A 12,720-nucleotide genomic window follows, 5' to 3' on the forward strand; every position below is an offset into this window, starting at 1 on the left:
GGTCATCACGCTGCCGTCGCGCAAAAGCACGGTGTTGCCGTCGATGAGGCGCGCATAGGGCAGCCGGTCGCCCGCGCGGGCTTCCTTCGCGCTCCAGGCGGCGGCGCCGATCCACTTGCTCAAGGGAGGGTCCTCCCGCTCATGCCGCGTAGTGTTGCCCACTCCGGCGATCCCTGGACATAAACGGGATCCCGGGACCCTTGTAAGCCAAGGATCGTCTGTAACAAAGTGTCTCACTATGGGATTTACCCGGCCGCGACGGCCCTCCGGCGCGGCAACCGATCACCTCGATCGCCACGCTCCTCGGCCCGAAGAGCTCATCCGTGCGTTGGGTACACCGCAGAGCACGGGCCTACCCGCTTCTTTCGCCGACAAATTGCCTATCTGAACGCAAAGACACCGCGGATGGGAAAGTCCGCGGTGTCCATGTTACGTTGCGACGTTCCGGTCGCCTGCGACCGGGGCTCGTTTACGCGAAGGAAAGCGCCTTCCGCTCCTGGCGGCGCCGCAGGACGAACCCGAGACCGAAGAAGCCGATCAGCAGGGTCATCCAGGTTGCCGCATCGGGAACTGCCGAGATCGCCGCCACCCCGCCAAGGCGAAGCTGCCGCAGATCCTGGATGCCGGTGCTCGAGGGGCTGGCCAGGAAGCCGCCGCTGGTAAACGTCTCGCCGGCAGTCCCGTAGATGCCGAACCGGTTCTGCCCATTCGTATCTACCGACTGGGTAATCTGATACGAGATTCCGTTCAGCACATAGGTGATGAACACGCTCGTCGCCTCGTTTGACTGATTACCCGACAAGGGGAAGAGATTGAACTCAGCGGTCTTGAAACCGAAGCCCGATGCCAAGCTGAATGTCAGGCCATTGAGCAGGCCGTCGGCCGAGCCCACATCCGCTTGCCCGTTCGCATCGCCGACTAGCGAAGCGTCCGTGGTACTCGTGAACGTGACGTCGACATTGGTATTATTGGTCTCACCATTGATCGTTGCGCCCGTCCCGGTATCCACCAGAACGTTTTCATCGGTTGTCACGCAGTTGCCGGAGCAAATGACCACAGCAGCCGTCGAAGGCGAGGCCGCAAACAGGGCAGCAGCCCCACTCGCTAGCAAAATAGACTTTCGCATAAAAACACTCCCCGCAAAAACGGCGGCCTGGAAGGCGACGAAAAACGATGCGACCGGATGTCGACTCCACGCAATAGCTAACAAGGCCTTACGGGATCGATTTAACGAGTCGTTAACAGAATCCAGTTAACGAGTCGACTCCCGATTGCGGGTTCAAGCACCTAAAAAGGCGGTGTCTCAATATGGCACAAGGAACCTGACTTCCACTAGGTCGTAGGTGTCCGCCCCGCTTATCGCCCTTTCTGCAAAACGGTGATGTCGTCGATTCCAAGCCGGCAGGTGTCTACCGATAAGCCTTTGTGGCAGTTTTACTTTCGCAAACATGGGGAGGTCATTGTGGCGTTGTCACGGTCGGAACGCGCGCAGCGCGTGGACGCCCACGGGCGGGCGCTCCCGAGCCTGCCAAACCTTCGGGGGCTGGAAGCTTTTGCGCGAACTGGAAGCTTCGCGAAGGCGGCCATCGACCAAGGATTGACGTTAGCCAGCATAAGTCGGCGGATTTCGATGCTCGAACGGGACCTCGGGGTCGTGCTGATCGAGCGATCATCGGGCGAAGTTGCCGTCTACGACTTGACCGAGAAAGGAGCTAAACTGGCGTCGTTCCTAACGCCCTGGCTGGCGGCTCTGGATGAGGCCTTGCCGGCGGAGTTTGCGGATCGTCCGGATTCGCTTCGTCAGGGCCGCGGTCGGCCGAAGGGGGGCTGACCGATCTCCGAACGGGCGGTTGGGACCGATCAAGGTGTCCGCCCCGGCCTGACGACGAGTCAATCCTGACCAGCAGCATCTTAGGTCGCCGGAACGGCTCAGCTCGGTTGGGTCAATCGCAATCCGAAGTCGGCGAAGCCTATGGCGGACATGCTGGAATAGCCCGCGATCGTGACCCAGCTTTCACTCCCGGACAGAGCGCCTCTGGATTGACAAGTTCAATATAAGTCTCTCGCTCAGCCGCCGGACGTCAGTGGGCTACCGAGGGCTCACTAAACAGATCGTTAACCATTCTCCTTCACATCTGATGAGCAATTGAGGGGACCTGGCGATGCGTGTGTTGCTGATCGAGGACGAGCCGACAACGGCCAAGGCGATCGAGCTGATGCTCACCACCGAGGGATTCAACGTCTACCAGACCGATCTCGGCGAGGAAGGCTTGGACCTCGGCAAGTTGTACGATTACGACATCATCCTGCTCGACCTGAACCTGCCCGACATGCACGGGTACGACGTGCTCAAGAAACTGCGCGTGGCCAAGGTGCAGACGCCGGTGCTGATCCTGTCGGGCATCTCGGAAATGGATTCGAAGATCCGCAGCTTCGGCTTCGGCGCCGACGATTACGTGACCAAGCCGTTCCACCGGGAAGAGCTGGTCGCCCGCATCCACGCCGTGGTGCGCCGCTCGAAGGGCCATTCGCAGTCCGTGATCCGCACCGGCAAGCTGGCGGTCAATCTCGACGCCAAGACCGTCGAAGTCGATGGCGCGCGGGTCCACGTAACGGGCCGCGAGTATGCCATCCTCGAGCTGCTCTCGCTCCGTGCCGGCACCACGCTGACCAAGGAAATGTTCCTCAATCACCTCTACGGCGGGATGGACGAGCCTGAATTGAAGATCATCGACGTCTTCATCTGCAAGCTACGCCAGAAGTTAAAAATTGCGACGCACGGACACCACTACATCGAGACGGTCTGGGGGCGCGGCTACCGGCTGTGCGACCCAGACCAAATAGCTGAAGCTGCCTAGGCCCCGAACAGCTCCATCCCGAGATAGCGAAAGCGCAGCCAAAAAAGATTGGTCTTGGATGACCGTCAGTCGACCGGCTGAAAAGGCGCATCGGCGAAGTCGACCGCGCAGAAAAGACCGGTCATTGACCGATCGGCACCTCCTTTTGCCACTTTGACAGATCGTCCATGCCGTGCTATCTAGTTTCATTAGAAACTATAGCTGGGAATTGTCATGGCTGACCTCTTCGACAACCCTATTGGCCTCGACGGTTTTGAGTTCGTCGAGTTCTGCGCCCCTGAGAAGGGCGTGCTTGAGCCAGTGTTCGAAGCGATGGGTTTCAGCCGCGTAGCCCAGCACCGCTCGAAGGACGTCCACCTTTGGCGCCAGGGCGGCATCAACCTGATAGCTAACTACGAGCCGCGCTCGGCCGCGTGGTACTTCGCCCGCGAGCACGGCCCTTCGGCGTGCGGGATGGCGTTCCGGGTCAAGGATGCGCGTCACGCCTATGCTACCTTGCTCGAACGCGGGGCCGAGCCGGTGCAGGTCGAGACCGGCCCGATGGAACTGCACATCCCGGCGATCCGCGGGATCGGCGGCGCGATCCTCTATCTGGTCGACCGCTACGAAGGCGACGCCAAGGGCGGGCTGTCGATTTACGACATCGACTTCGAGTATCTGCCGGGCGCCGAAAAGCACCCAGAGGGCGCGGGCTTCAGCCACATCGATCACCTGACCCACAACGTCTACGGCGGGCGGATGAAGTACTGGGCCGACTACTACGAAACCCTGTTCAACTTCCGCGAGATCCGCTTCTTCGACATCAAGGGCGAGTACACCGGCCTCACCTCCAAGGCGCTGACCGCGCCTGATGGCAAGATCCGTATCCCGCTCAATGAAGAGGGCAAGAGCGGCGGCGGCCAGATCGAGGAATTCCTGCGCGAATTCAACGGCGAGGGCATCCAGCACATCGCCCTCATCTGCGACGACCTTCCCAAGGCGTGGGACAAGCTCAAGGAGTTCGGCGTTCCGTTCATGACTGCGCCGCCGGAAACCTACTACCGCATGCTCGACGAGCGGCTTCCCGGTCATGGCGAGGACGCCGAGGCATTGAAGACGCGCGGCATCCTGCTCGACGGTACCACGGAAGGTGGCCAGCCCCGCCTGCTCCTCCAGATCTTCGCCCAAGCGCAGGTCGGCCCGGTGTTCTTCGAGTTCATTCAGCGCAAGGGCGACGAAGGCTTTGGCGAGGGCAACTTCAAGGCGCTGTTCGAGAGCATGGAGCGCGATCAGATCGAGCGCGGCGCGCTCACGGTCGAGGAGCCGGCGGAATGAGCACTCCCAAGCTGGGCGGCATCCACCACGCGGCCTACCGCTGCAAGGACGCCAAGGAGACGGTCGAATGGTATGGCCGCGTGCTCGGCATGGACTACACCACCGCCTTCGCCGAGGACCATGTGCCGTCGACCGGTGAGTACGACCCCTACATGCACGTCTTCCTAGATGCGGGTAACGGCAACGTGCTCGCGTTCTTCGAGCTGCCGAACCAATCCGAGATGGGCCGCGACGAAAACACCCCCGCATGGGTCCAGCACCTCGCGTTTAAGGTCGGCAGCGAGGAAGAACTGCTCGCCGCCAAGGCGCATGTCGAGGCGCAGGGGATCGAGGTGCTCGGGCCCACCCACCACGGCATCTTCAAGTCGATCTACTTCTTCGATCCCAATGGCCACCGGGTCGAGCTCGCCGCCGACATCGGCACCGACGAGCAGTATGCCGAACTCAAGCGGGTCGCGCCGATGATGCTCGACGAATGGAGCCAGACCAAGAAGGCTCCGCGCCACGCCGACTGGCTGCACGCCCTCGCCCGAGAGGAACACGCCAAGGCCGGTTGATTTGCCGCGTTTTGCGGTAAAGGGTCTCGCGTGAAAGCTCTGATCACCGGTGCCGGCGGACAAGTCGGCCGCGACCTCGTGGCGAGCGCGCCGCCCGGCTGGGAGCTGGTACCGCTCGCGCGCGCCGGGCTCGACCTCGCCGACCACGAAGCCATCCGCCGTGCTGTGGCCGGTCATGCACCCGACCTCATCCTCAACGCCGCTGCTTACACCGCGGTCGACCGCGCCGAGCGCGACGAGGCGGCCGCCTTTGCCATCAACGCAGAGGCCGTCGGCGCGCTGGCGGATGCGGCGCGCGAGGCGGGAGCGCACTTGGTCCAGATCTCCACCGACTTCGTCTTCGATGGCACCGCCACCCGGGCCTACCTCCCGCATGACTTGCGACGCCCGCTGTCGGCCTATGGGCGCAGCAAGGCCGCAGGCGAGGATGCGGCCGGGCCAAACGCGAGCGTCGTGCGAACCTCGTGGGTCTACTCCTCCACGGGCGCGAACTTCGTCACCACCATGCTGAGACTGATGAGCGAACGCGACGAGGTCCGGGTAGTGAGCGACCAGGTCGCCGCACCCACTTGGGCCACAGCGCTCGCCGATGTCTTGTGGGCGCTCGGGACCCGCCAGCTGGCCGGAACATGGCACTATGCTGACGGTGGCTCCGCAAGCTGGTTCGACTTTGCGGTCGCCATTGAGGAGGAAGCCCGCACCGCAGGTCTGCTCGATCGCGCTGTGGCAGTCGTGCCCATCGCTGCCGCGGAGTATCCTACCGCCGCCCCGAGACCGGCCTTTTCCCTTTTGGATTCATGCGCAACGCACGAGGCGCTTGGTACCGTCCCTTTGCCTTGGCGCAGCAACTTGCGACGCATGCTATCGAAACTGGTGTGAAGACTGGCGTCGCCGAACCATGGGCGCGATCCAGGCAGCCTCAACAGTTTCAATATCTGCCACAGATCGCGGTCGGCCGGTTGATCGTTGAACCACTTAGCTGGTCTAAAGCCGCGAAACTCTGTCCGACGAGTCTTAAGACATCATGCCGCAGCCGCGGCAGATTCTTGCGCCCTGCTTAGATGTTTCTGGAGCTTGCGAGACGCGAAAATCGGAACCACCACAGACAGTGCAATCCCGCCGAGCGAGGACATTCCTACCCAGATTGCTGCGAGCGTCCCACCGGCTTGGTAGATCCCATAAAGGACCGGTCCGGCGAGGATGAGGCCGCGAACCTCGTTTAGGACAAGCGCCACCGTCCCGACCTTTAGTAACAGGCTTAGTAGCGTAGAGAGCGAACTCAACATGGAGTTCGTCATAGGCAGGCGTGATTGAAATCGAGTTAAGGCTCGACCGAGGTGTCGCGATCAATGGGGCGCGCTAGGGCTACAGCGGTGACGGTCGAAGGCGCTTAACAACGGATACCTTGATCTGGGATCAAGAGCAGTAGGTGACGTGCGGCGGGAGGGACAAGCGCAAGCCTACCGAATGGCGAACGAGAAGTCCTTGCGCGGTTGGAATAGGCTTATCGAAAGCCCGCGAAGCATAGGGCCTTAGGCTGACGTTGCTTAGATGCTCAGCGGCGGGAAAGCGGATCCACCGCCGACCCGTTCCGGCGCACTTCGTAATGCAAGTGCGACCCCGTTGAACGGCCGGTAGAGCCAACCAAGCCAACCAGCTGTCCTTTGCTGATTCGCTCCCCTGGTCGGACCATGATGCGCGACAAGTGGCCGAACCGGGTCTGAAGACCGCCGCCATGCTCTACGGACACCAGCAGTCCGTAACCGCCGCGCCAGTCAGCAAAGGTAACCACGCCATCGGCGGTTGCAAGCACCGGGGACCCTGTGGGCGCGGCAAGGTCGACACCGCTGTGCTGGCGATATCCGCCGAGAACGGGATGGCCGCGCATTCCAAACCGACTGGTCAGACGTCCGGAAAGCGGTAACCGGTCGAGAGCCGGAACGGCCATTCCAGCAGCGCTGGCCGACATTCTCGCGATTGGCCGCAGTTCGATCGCAGCGCCGAGGCCGTCACTCGCCTTGCTTACGGTGATGACCGGCTGCGCAACGGGCATGACAGGTTGCTCGATCCCATCGCCAGAGCTGTCGGCGTGTCCGACGGTGGCGTGGAGCAATGCTCCCGCCAAGGCGACGGTGCGAAGCGATGGCAGCAACTGGCTCATCCCAGCGTCACCGCGGCGAGGCCGCCGAGGCCGATGGCCACGCCGTAGGGCAGCTTATCGAAGTTGGAGCGCTCGTTGGGGTCGCGCCGCGCGCGGCCCCTGATCCGGGTCGCAAAGAACACCACCAGCAGCACCAGACCCGCAAGCGCCACGGCCACAAGCAGTGACAAACCCTGCATGATCGGCAGCCAGCTCGCCATCGAGGTGTAGAACTTCGCGTCCCCCGCGCCGATCGCACCCAGCGCGAACAGGATCATGGTGACCACCAGCGCCGCCACGGCATGGAGCGCAGCCAGGCCCACTCCGCTCCACCCTGCCCCCGATCCGCCGTAGGCGAGGCCGGCGTAGCCGAGCCCCAGCGCGAGGTTAAGCGCGCAGAGCCAGTTCGGAATGCGTCGCTGGCTGACGTCGGTCCACGACGCCATGACGACTACGCCGACGAGCGCGAACAGGAACAGCGCCGCGGGAAAGGTGCCGAACGCCTCCACGGGTGCCTAGTCGCCCAGCGGAATGCGGATGGGATAAGCTTGCGGCTTACGCGGCTGCTCCGCCGAATTGGCGAGGGTCACGCGGACTGGATAGGCCTGTTCCCTGGAGCCGCCGACTTCGATCACCGGCCGGCGCGTGACCGAAGCCGTCTTCACGACGGGCGCGGTAAGGCCGCCGGAGCGGATAGCCACTTCGCCGCGCGAGACGCGCTGCAACCGGGTCGTGGGCGCCTGCACGGTCACCCCTGCGCCGAGGTTGCGTATGACCGGTGCGGAGCTGGGCGCGGCGGCAGCCACCTGGGTGGTCTCCGGCGCGGTCACCGGCGCGATGGCCAGTGCCGGCTCTGCGATCTTGGGTTGACCGTTGCGGGTGTAGAACAGCGCCAGGTTGGCGCGGAAGCGATCCTCCTCCGGCGCCAGCGCGACCGCGGTCAGGAAGAAGCGTTCCGATAGGTCGGTCCGCCCGACCCGGCTATAGGCGACCGCCAGCCCGTTGTAGGCAGCGGGCATGTGCTCAGGCGAGGCCTTCGCGCGCATGAAAGCGTCGATGGCGTCGACCGTGTTGCCTGCGGCCAGCGCCCTGCGCCCTGCGTCGAGTTGCGCCGCGCCCATGTCGACCGGGTTCGCCGCCAGTTCGGCGTCGATCGAAGTTCGCGCCATGCGATTGCCGCCGAGGCCGAGGGCCTGGCAGCCGCCGAGCATCAGCGCCATCGCTACCACCGAAGCGCTGAGCGCTACGTTCTTGCGAGGAGTCGTCATAGTCTCACCCTCCACTCATCATCGGGAAAATCTTGCGAACCATTAGTACCGCGGCCGGCAGCATGAGCGTGCCGATCATCGTCGGCAGCATGCAGGCGACGAGCGGGATCGAGATGAGCACCGGCAGCCGGTGCGCCTTTTCCTCGGCGCGCATCTGGCGCCGTTCGCGCATCTCGGCGGCATAGACCCGCAGGGTCGCGGCGACGCTGGTGCCGAGCTTGTCGGACTGGATTATCAAGGTCGTGAAAGCGCGGATCTCATCGACCGCCGACGCATCGGCGAGCTTGCGGAAAGCCTCATCGCGGGTAGCCCCGGCACGTAGCTGGAGCACGGTGATCATCAGCAGTTCGGCCACCAGCGGGTGAGACTTCACCATCTCCCGCCCGACGCGATCCATCGCCGCTTCCAGGCCGAGACCTGATTCGACGCATACCAGCATCAAGTCGAGGCAGTCCGGAAAGCCGTTGATGATCGCTTCCTTGCGCCGGTCCGCACGTGCCCGCACGTAGAGATTGGGAATGTAGAGTCCGAGCAGCGCGAGTATCGAGCCGACAAGGTAGACCTTGAGGAACGAGGGCGGGTCGTCGCCCGAGAACGCGATCAGCACGTAAAGCAACGGCAGCACGAAGATCAGGGTCAGCCGCACCAACGTGAAGATGCGTGGCGCCGCCGGCGACGGATAGCCGGCTTGGCGGAGCAGCGCCGTGAGGCGCTCGCTCTTGGTGTCGGTCAAGTTGAGGCCGGCCCGTTCCACGGCTGCCGCGAGGCGCGACCAGGCCGTCTGCCCTTCGCGGGTCCGCAGGCTCTCGGTATGGCCACCCCCGATCCGCTCGCCGAGCATAATGCTCTTTGCCGTCAGCCGATCGAACTGGCTGCGCACCGCCAAGCGGCGGTTGCCGTAAAACAGGGCCAGTAGCGCGATGCCCGCGACGACCGCGAACACCACGAGCAGCATGAGGACGCGAACGGTCGGATCCTGGGCGGCGAGTTCGATCATGTTAGACCTTGATGTCCACGAGTTTGCGGATCCAGAAGACACCCACGAAGTACCAGATGATCATCGTCGGTAGGCCGAACATGAAGATCGGGTCCTGCGCCACGTCGAGGTAGAACCGCGGATTGACAAAGAACATGCCGACGAAGGTGATCACCGGCAGCACGGTGAGGATCCAGCCGGTCATCCGACCTTCGGAGCTCAGCGAGCGCACCTTGAGGTAGAGGCTCGCCCGCGCGCGAATGATGCCCGAGAGGTTCTCGAGAATTTCCGCGAGGTTGCCGCCGGTCTCGCTCTGCACCGCCAGGCTGACCACGAACATGCGGATGTCTTCGAGGTCCCAGCGGTCGGCCATCGCGTCGAGCGCGTCGGTCAGATCGGCGCCGTAGGAGATCTCGTCCGAAACCATCCCGAATTCGCTGCCTATGGGGTCTTCCATCTCGGTCGTGAGCAAGTTGATGGCACCCGCCACCGGGTGGCCCGAACGCAGCGCGCGGACGAAGATGTCGATCGAGACCGGGAACTGCTGTTCCATCTTCTTGCGCCGGCGTTGCGCGATCATGTTGATGATCACGATCGGAAGTCCCGTCGAGATCGCAAACGCAAGCGAGAACGCGAGCAGGAACACGCCCACCGTAAGCGGGAAGCCCCCGAACGAGGCACCCAGCAGCAGGACTACGCTGGTAAGGGTGAAGCCGACGGCCATCCAGAACAACACCTGGCCCACCGTAAGGGGGACCGCGGCGGCAAACAGCGAACGCTGCAGGCTCTGCAGCACCGACGCCAGCGGCCCGGGCAATTCGGCAAAATCGCTGGGCGCGTTCTTTCGGAGCTGAGCGGCAATCTCCAGCCGATCGGCGCCCTGGCGCATGAGTTCGAGCCGCTTGTTGACCGCTGCAACCCGCGCCCGATTGCGCCAGGCCGCCCCGAGAACGACTTGCGACAGCAGGAAAACGGAAGCGAAGATCGCCAGCAGCACCAGGATGCGGAGGATCGATTCGACCATCTCAGCTGATCTTTAGCTCGGGCCGGAACAGCTCGGAAGGCAGATCGAAGCCATTGGCGGCCGCATCGGCGAGCAACTTGGGGCGGATGCCCGTGGCTTCAAAGTGACCGACGACCTCGTTGGCTTCGGACCGTCCGGTCACCTTGTAGCGGAAGATCTCCTGCATGGTGATGACCGAGCTTTCCATGCCGGTCACTTCCGCGAGACTGACGACCTTGCGCCGACCGTCGGCAAGGCGGGCCACCTGCACCACCACGTCGATGGCCGAAGCGATCTGCGAGCGTGCCGACGCCGGAGACATCTCGATCCCGCTCATGCCGATCATCTGCTCGATGCGGGACAGCGCGTCGCGGGGCGTGTTGGCGTGGACCGTGGTCATCGAGCCGTCGTGGCCGGTGTTCATGGCCTGCAACATGTCGAACGCCTCACCGGCGCGCACCTCGCCGATGATGATGCGATCGGGCCGCATGCGGAGCGCGTTCTTGACCAGATCGCGCTGGCTCACCTCGCCGCGCCCTTCGATGTTGGCGGGACGCGTTTCCAGCCGGGCGACGTGTTCCTGCTGAAGCTGAAGCTCAGCCGAGTCTTCGATGGTCACGATCCGCTCGCGGGTATCGATGTACGACGACATCGCGTTGAGCAGCGTGGTCTTGCCCGAGCCGGTGCCGCCGGAGATCAACACGTTCTTGCGGCTGGCGACCATGGCCTCCATCACCCGGGCCATCGGCTCGGGCACGCTGCCGTATTCGATCAGGCGTTCAATACCGATTTGCTTCTTGGCGAACTTGCGGATCGAGAGCAGCGAACCGTCGATCGCCAGCGGGGCGATGATCGCATTGACGCGGCTGCCGTCGGCGAGACGAGCGTCGACGAACGGCGAACTTTCGTCGATCCGGCGGCCGACCGCGCTGACAATCTTCTGGATGATCCGCAGCAAGTGCTTCTCGTCCTGGAACCGGGTCGGCACCCGCTCAAGAAGGCCGCCCCGTTCGACGAATACCGTCAGGAAGCCGTTCACCAGAATGTCGGTGATCGTTTCGTCCTTGAGCAGCGGCTCGAGCGGGCCGAGCCCAAGCAGCTCGTCGAGGACCTCGATGACTAGCTCGTCGCGCTCGGCGGCGTTCAGCGCCTCGCGCCGCTCCTGCAGCAGCTCGTGAACGATGTCGCGGATTTCGAGCTCGATCTGCGACCGCGGCAACTGGTCGAGCGCGGCGAGGTTGATCTTGTCGAGCAAGGCGCGGTGGATCGATACCTTGAGCGTGAGCTTGCGATCGAGCGGCATGAGGTCGTTCGCGGTTTCGACCGGCATCGTCACCGGCAAGGGGCTCGCCGGCTGCTCAGGCGCCGACTTGCTCGGCGTGCGGAGGGTCCACTGGCTCATGACAACTCTTCGCCCGAGAGGATCCTGTCGGCCAGCCGCGACACGTCGCCCGCGAACTTGGTCTTGCCCTGTAAGGCCGGCAGCAACAGGCCCTGGTCCTGGGCCGCCCGCAGCGAAGGACCGGCGTCGGCGATGCTGATGACTTCCTCGCGTCCGAGTGCGCGGGCCACGTCGTCGATCTTGGTGGCGCCGAACAGCTTACGTTCCATCCGGTTGACGATCAGCGAAATGCGGCTCGCCGGTACATCCACGCTGCCCAGCAACGTGGCGGTCCGCTTGGCCTGGCGCAGGTTGGCGATCGAGCTGTCGGTCAACAGGCTGACGTGATTGGCCCAGCTGATGAGCGACAGCGTCCAGTCGGTCCAGAGGGGCGGAAGGTCGATCAGCACATAGTCGAACTCGGCGCGCGCCAGGCTGACGATGGCGAGCAGATGGTCCACATCGATCCGGTCGATCGGCGAGATCGCGTTGGGGGCGGCGATCAGCGAGAAGCCGCGACCGCTGTCGATTACCGCGCTCAGCATCAGCTCGCGATCGAGCCGCGCGCCTGAATCGATCAGGTTCTGGATCGTCACCGTCGGGTCGATGCCTAGGAACGAGGCGATGCTGCCTTTCTGCAGATCGAGATCGATCAGGCAGACGCCGCGCTGGCCGGGGTTCTCCTTCGCCAGCACCGCGGCGAGGTGAGTAAGCACGCTCGTCGCGCCGCATCCCCCGGTTGCACCCACGACGGCGACCGCCTTGCCGAGGTCGGCATGGGCTCGCTTCTCCGTCTGGCTGGACAGCGCATCGAGCACCTGATCTTCGAGTTGTTGCGCGACAAAGGGCAGTTCGGCGACGTCGCTCACGCCTTGGCGGACGAGTGCGCGGACCAGCGCGACCCCCGCCTGCTGAACGGCGGCAATGACCGCCAGATCGGGATAGTGGGCGCGGACCGTGGCGAGACGGCGCAGCGAGGCGTCGCTTTCCGCATCGACCTCCAGCACCAGCACCCGCGTCTTGGCAAGCAGCCGGTCCGAGAGAGGCGCATCGGCCGGCAAGGGCAGGAACGAGGCGGCCTCGAGCCGGCCGCCGATCGCCCCAGCGCGGAGCGGTTCGATATGGCGCGCATCGGCGACGATCAGGGAGTTGCCGGACAAAATGTCGCTCACGGTATCTCGCAAGAGGAAGGGGGAAGCATAGTCGGTCATGTCACACCTGGT

The 12,720-nt window shown here is 63.8% G+C and carries 13 protein-coding genes; 5 read left to right on the forward strand and 8 right to left on the reverse strand.

Annotated elements, in window-relative coordinates; all coding sequences use genetic code 11:
- Nucleotides 1–469: 469 nt before the first annotated feature.
- Nucleotides 470–1,033: a hypothetical protein gene (locus ACWPM1_RS12965; RefSeq protein ID WP_455695323.1), complete on the reverse strand. Its 564-nt coding sequence runs from the start codon at nt 1,031–1,033 to the stop codon at nt 470–472.
- A 348-nt stretch (nt 1,034–1,381) separates the two neighbouring features.
- Between ACWPM1_RS12965 and ACWPM1_RS12970 the strand changes: the two genes are divergently transcribed.
- The 5 genes from ACWPM1_RS12970 (at nt 1,382) to rfbD (ending at nt 5,608) form a co-directional block, all read left to right on the forward strand.
- Nucleotides 1,382–1,831: a LysR family transcriptional regulator gene (locus tag ACWPM1_RS12970; protein WP_455695324.1), complete on the forward strand. Its 450-nt coding sequence runs from the start codon at nt 1,382–1,384 to the stop codon at nt 1,829–1,831.
- 331 nt (nt 1,832–2,162) lie between these two features.
- Nucleotides 2,163–2,858, forward strand: coding sequence for a response regulator transcription factor CtrA (ctrA, locus tag ACWPM1_RS12975; RefSeq protein ID WP_455695325.1), 696 nt, complete (start codon nt 2,163–2,165; stop codon nt 2,856–2,858).
- A gap of 213 nt (nt 2,859–3,071) precedes the next feature.
- Nucleotides 3,072–4,172 carry a 4-hydroxyphenylpyruvate dioxygenase gene (hppD, locus tag ACWPM1_RS12980; protein ID WP_455695326.1) on the forward strand — a complete coding sequence of 367 codons (1,101 nt, stop codon included), beginning with the start codon at nt 3,072–3,074 and terminating at the stop codon, nt 4,170–4,172.
- On the forward strand, nt 4,169–4,729 hold the full coding sequence (locus ACWPM1_RS12985; protein ID WP_455695327.1) for a VOC family protein: 561 nt from the start codon (nt 4,169–4,171) through the stop codon (nt 4,727–4,729). The genes hppD and ACWPM1_RS12985 overlap by 4 nt, the downstream gene beginning before the upstream one ends.
- A 30-nt stretch (nt 4,730–4,759) precedes the next feature.
- Nucleotides 4,760–5,608, forward strand: coding sequence for a dTDP-4-dehydrorhamnose reductase (gene rfbD / locus ACWPM1_RS12990; protein ID WP_455695328.1), 849 nt, complete (start codon nt 4,760–4,762; stop codon nt 5,606–5,608).
- A 676-nt stretch (nt 5,609–6,284) separates the two neighbouring features.
- Here the strand turns inward: rfbD and ACWPM1_RS12995 are convergent.
- From ACWPM1_RS12995 to ACWPM1_RS13025, 7 genes are read right to left on the reverse strand one after another with little or no spacing between them, the layout of a single operon-like run.
- Nucleotides 6,285–6,890, reverse strand: coding sequence for a M23 family metallopeptidase (locus ACWPM1_RS12995; RefSeq protein ID WP_455695329.1), 606 nt, complete (start codon nt 6,888–6,890; stop codon nt 6,285–6,287).
- Nucleotides 6,887–7,378 carry an A24 family peptidase gene (locus ACWPM1_RS13000; RefSeq protein ID WP_455695330.1) on the reverse strand — a complete coding sequence of 164 codons (492 nt, stop codon included), beginning with the start codon at nt 7,376–7,378 and terminating at the stop codon, nt 6,887–6,889. The genes ACWPM1_RS12995 and ACWPM1_RS13000 overlap by 4 nt, the downstream gene beginning before the upstream one ends.
- A gap of 6 nt (nt 7,379–7,384) precedes the next feature.
- Entirely contained in the window at nt 7,385–8,137 is a 753-nt protein-coding gene (locus ACWPM1_RS13005; protein ID WP_455695331.1) for a tetratricopeptide repeat protein, read from the reverse strand.
- A 4-nt stretch (nt 8,138–8,141) separates the two neighbouring features.
- A complete protein-coding gene (locus tag ACWPM1_RS13010) occupies nt 8,142–9,134 on the reverse strand; it encodes a type II secretion system F family protein (protein WP_455695332.1) in 993 nt (330 codons plus the stop codon).
- Between the two features lies 1 nt (nt 9,135).
- Nucleotides 9,136–10,137 (reverse strand): type II secretion system F family protein, encoded by a 1,002-nt coding sequence (locus ACWPM1_RS13015; RefSeq protein WP_455695333.1) that lies wholly within the window; start codon nt 10,135–10,137, stop codon nt 9,136–9,138.
- 1 nt (nt 10,138) lies between these two features.
- The gene (locus tag ACWPM1_RS13020; RefSeq protein ID WP_455695334.1) at nt 10,139–11,518 is read right to left on the reverse strand and encodes a CpaF family protein; all 1,380 of its coding nucleotides are present in this window, start codon (nt 11,516–11,518) and stop codon (nt 10,139–10,141) included.
- Nucleotides 11,515–12,669, reverse strand: a complete 1,155-nt coding sequence (locus ACWPM1_RS13025) for an AAA family ATPase (protein ID WP_455695335.1) — start codon at nt 12,667–12,669, stop codon at nt 11,515–11,517. The genes ACWPM1_RS13020 and ACWPM1_RS13025 overlap by 4 nt, the downstream gene beginning before the upstream one ends.
- Nucleotides 12,670–12,720 lie beyond the last annotated feature (51 nt).

It is taken from the genome of Tsuneonella sp. HG249, assembly GCF_053819205.1.

What these genes read in the sequence shown, in the direction of transcription:
- ACWPM1_RS12970 (WP_455695324.1), top strand. Translation starts at nt 1,382, where the DNA reads ATGTCGTCGATTCCAAGCCGGCAGGTGTCTACCGATAAGCCTTTGTGG.
- ACWPM1_RS12995 (WP_455695329.1), bottom strand. Translation starts at nt 6,890, where the DNA reads ATGAGCCAGTTGCTGCCATCGCTTCGCACCGTCGCCTTGGCGGGAGCA.
- ctrA (WP_455695325.1), top strand. Translation starts at nt 2,163, where the DNA reads ATGCGTGTGTTGCTGATCGAGGACGAGCCGACAACGGCCAAGGCGATC.
- ACWPM1_RS13020 (WP_455695334.1), bottom strand. Translation starts at nt 11,518, where the DNA reads ATGAGCCAGTGGACCCTCCGCACGCCGAGCAAGTCGGCGCCTGAGCAG.
- ACWPM1_RS13010 (WP_455695332.1), bottom strand. Translation starts at nt 9,134, where the DNA reads ATGATCGAACTCGCCGCCCAGGATCCGACCGTTCGCGTCCTCATGCTG.
- hppD (WP_455695326.1), top strand. Translation starts at nt 3,072, where the DNA reads ATGGCTGACCTCTTCGACAACCCTATTGGCCTCGACGGTTTTGAGTTC.
- ACWPM1_RS13015 (WP_455695333.1), bottom strand. Translation starts at nt 10,137, where the DNA reads ATGGTCGAATCGATCCTCCGCATCCTGGTGCTGCTGGCGATCTTCGCT.
- ACWPM1_RS12985 (WP_455695327.1), top strand. Translation starts at nt 4,169, where the DNA reads ATGAGCACTCCCAAGCTGGGCGGCATCCACCACGCGGCCTACCGCTGC.
- ACWPM1_RS13005 (WP_455695331.1), bottom strand. Translation starts at nt 8,137, where the DNA reads ATGACGACTCCTCGCAAGAACGTAGCGCTCAGCGCTTCGGTGGTAGCG.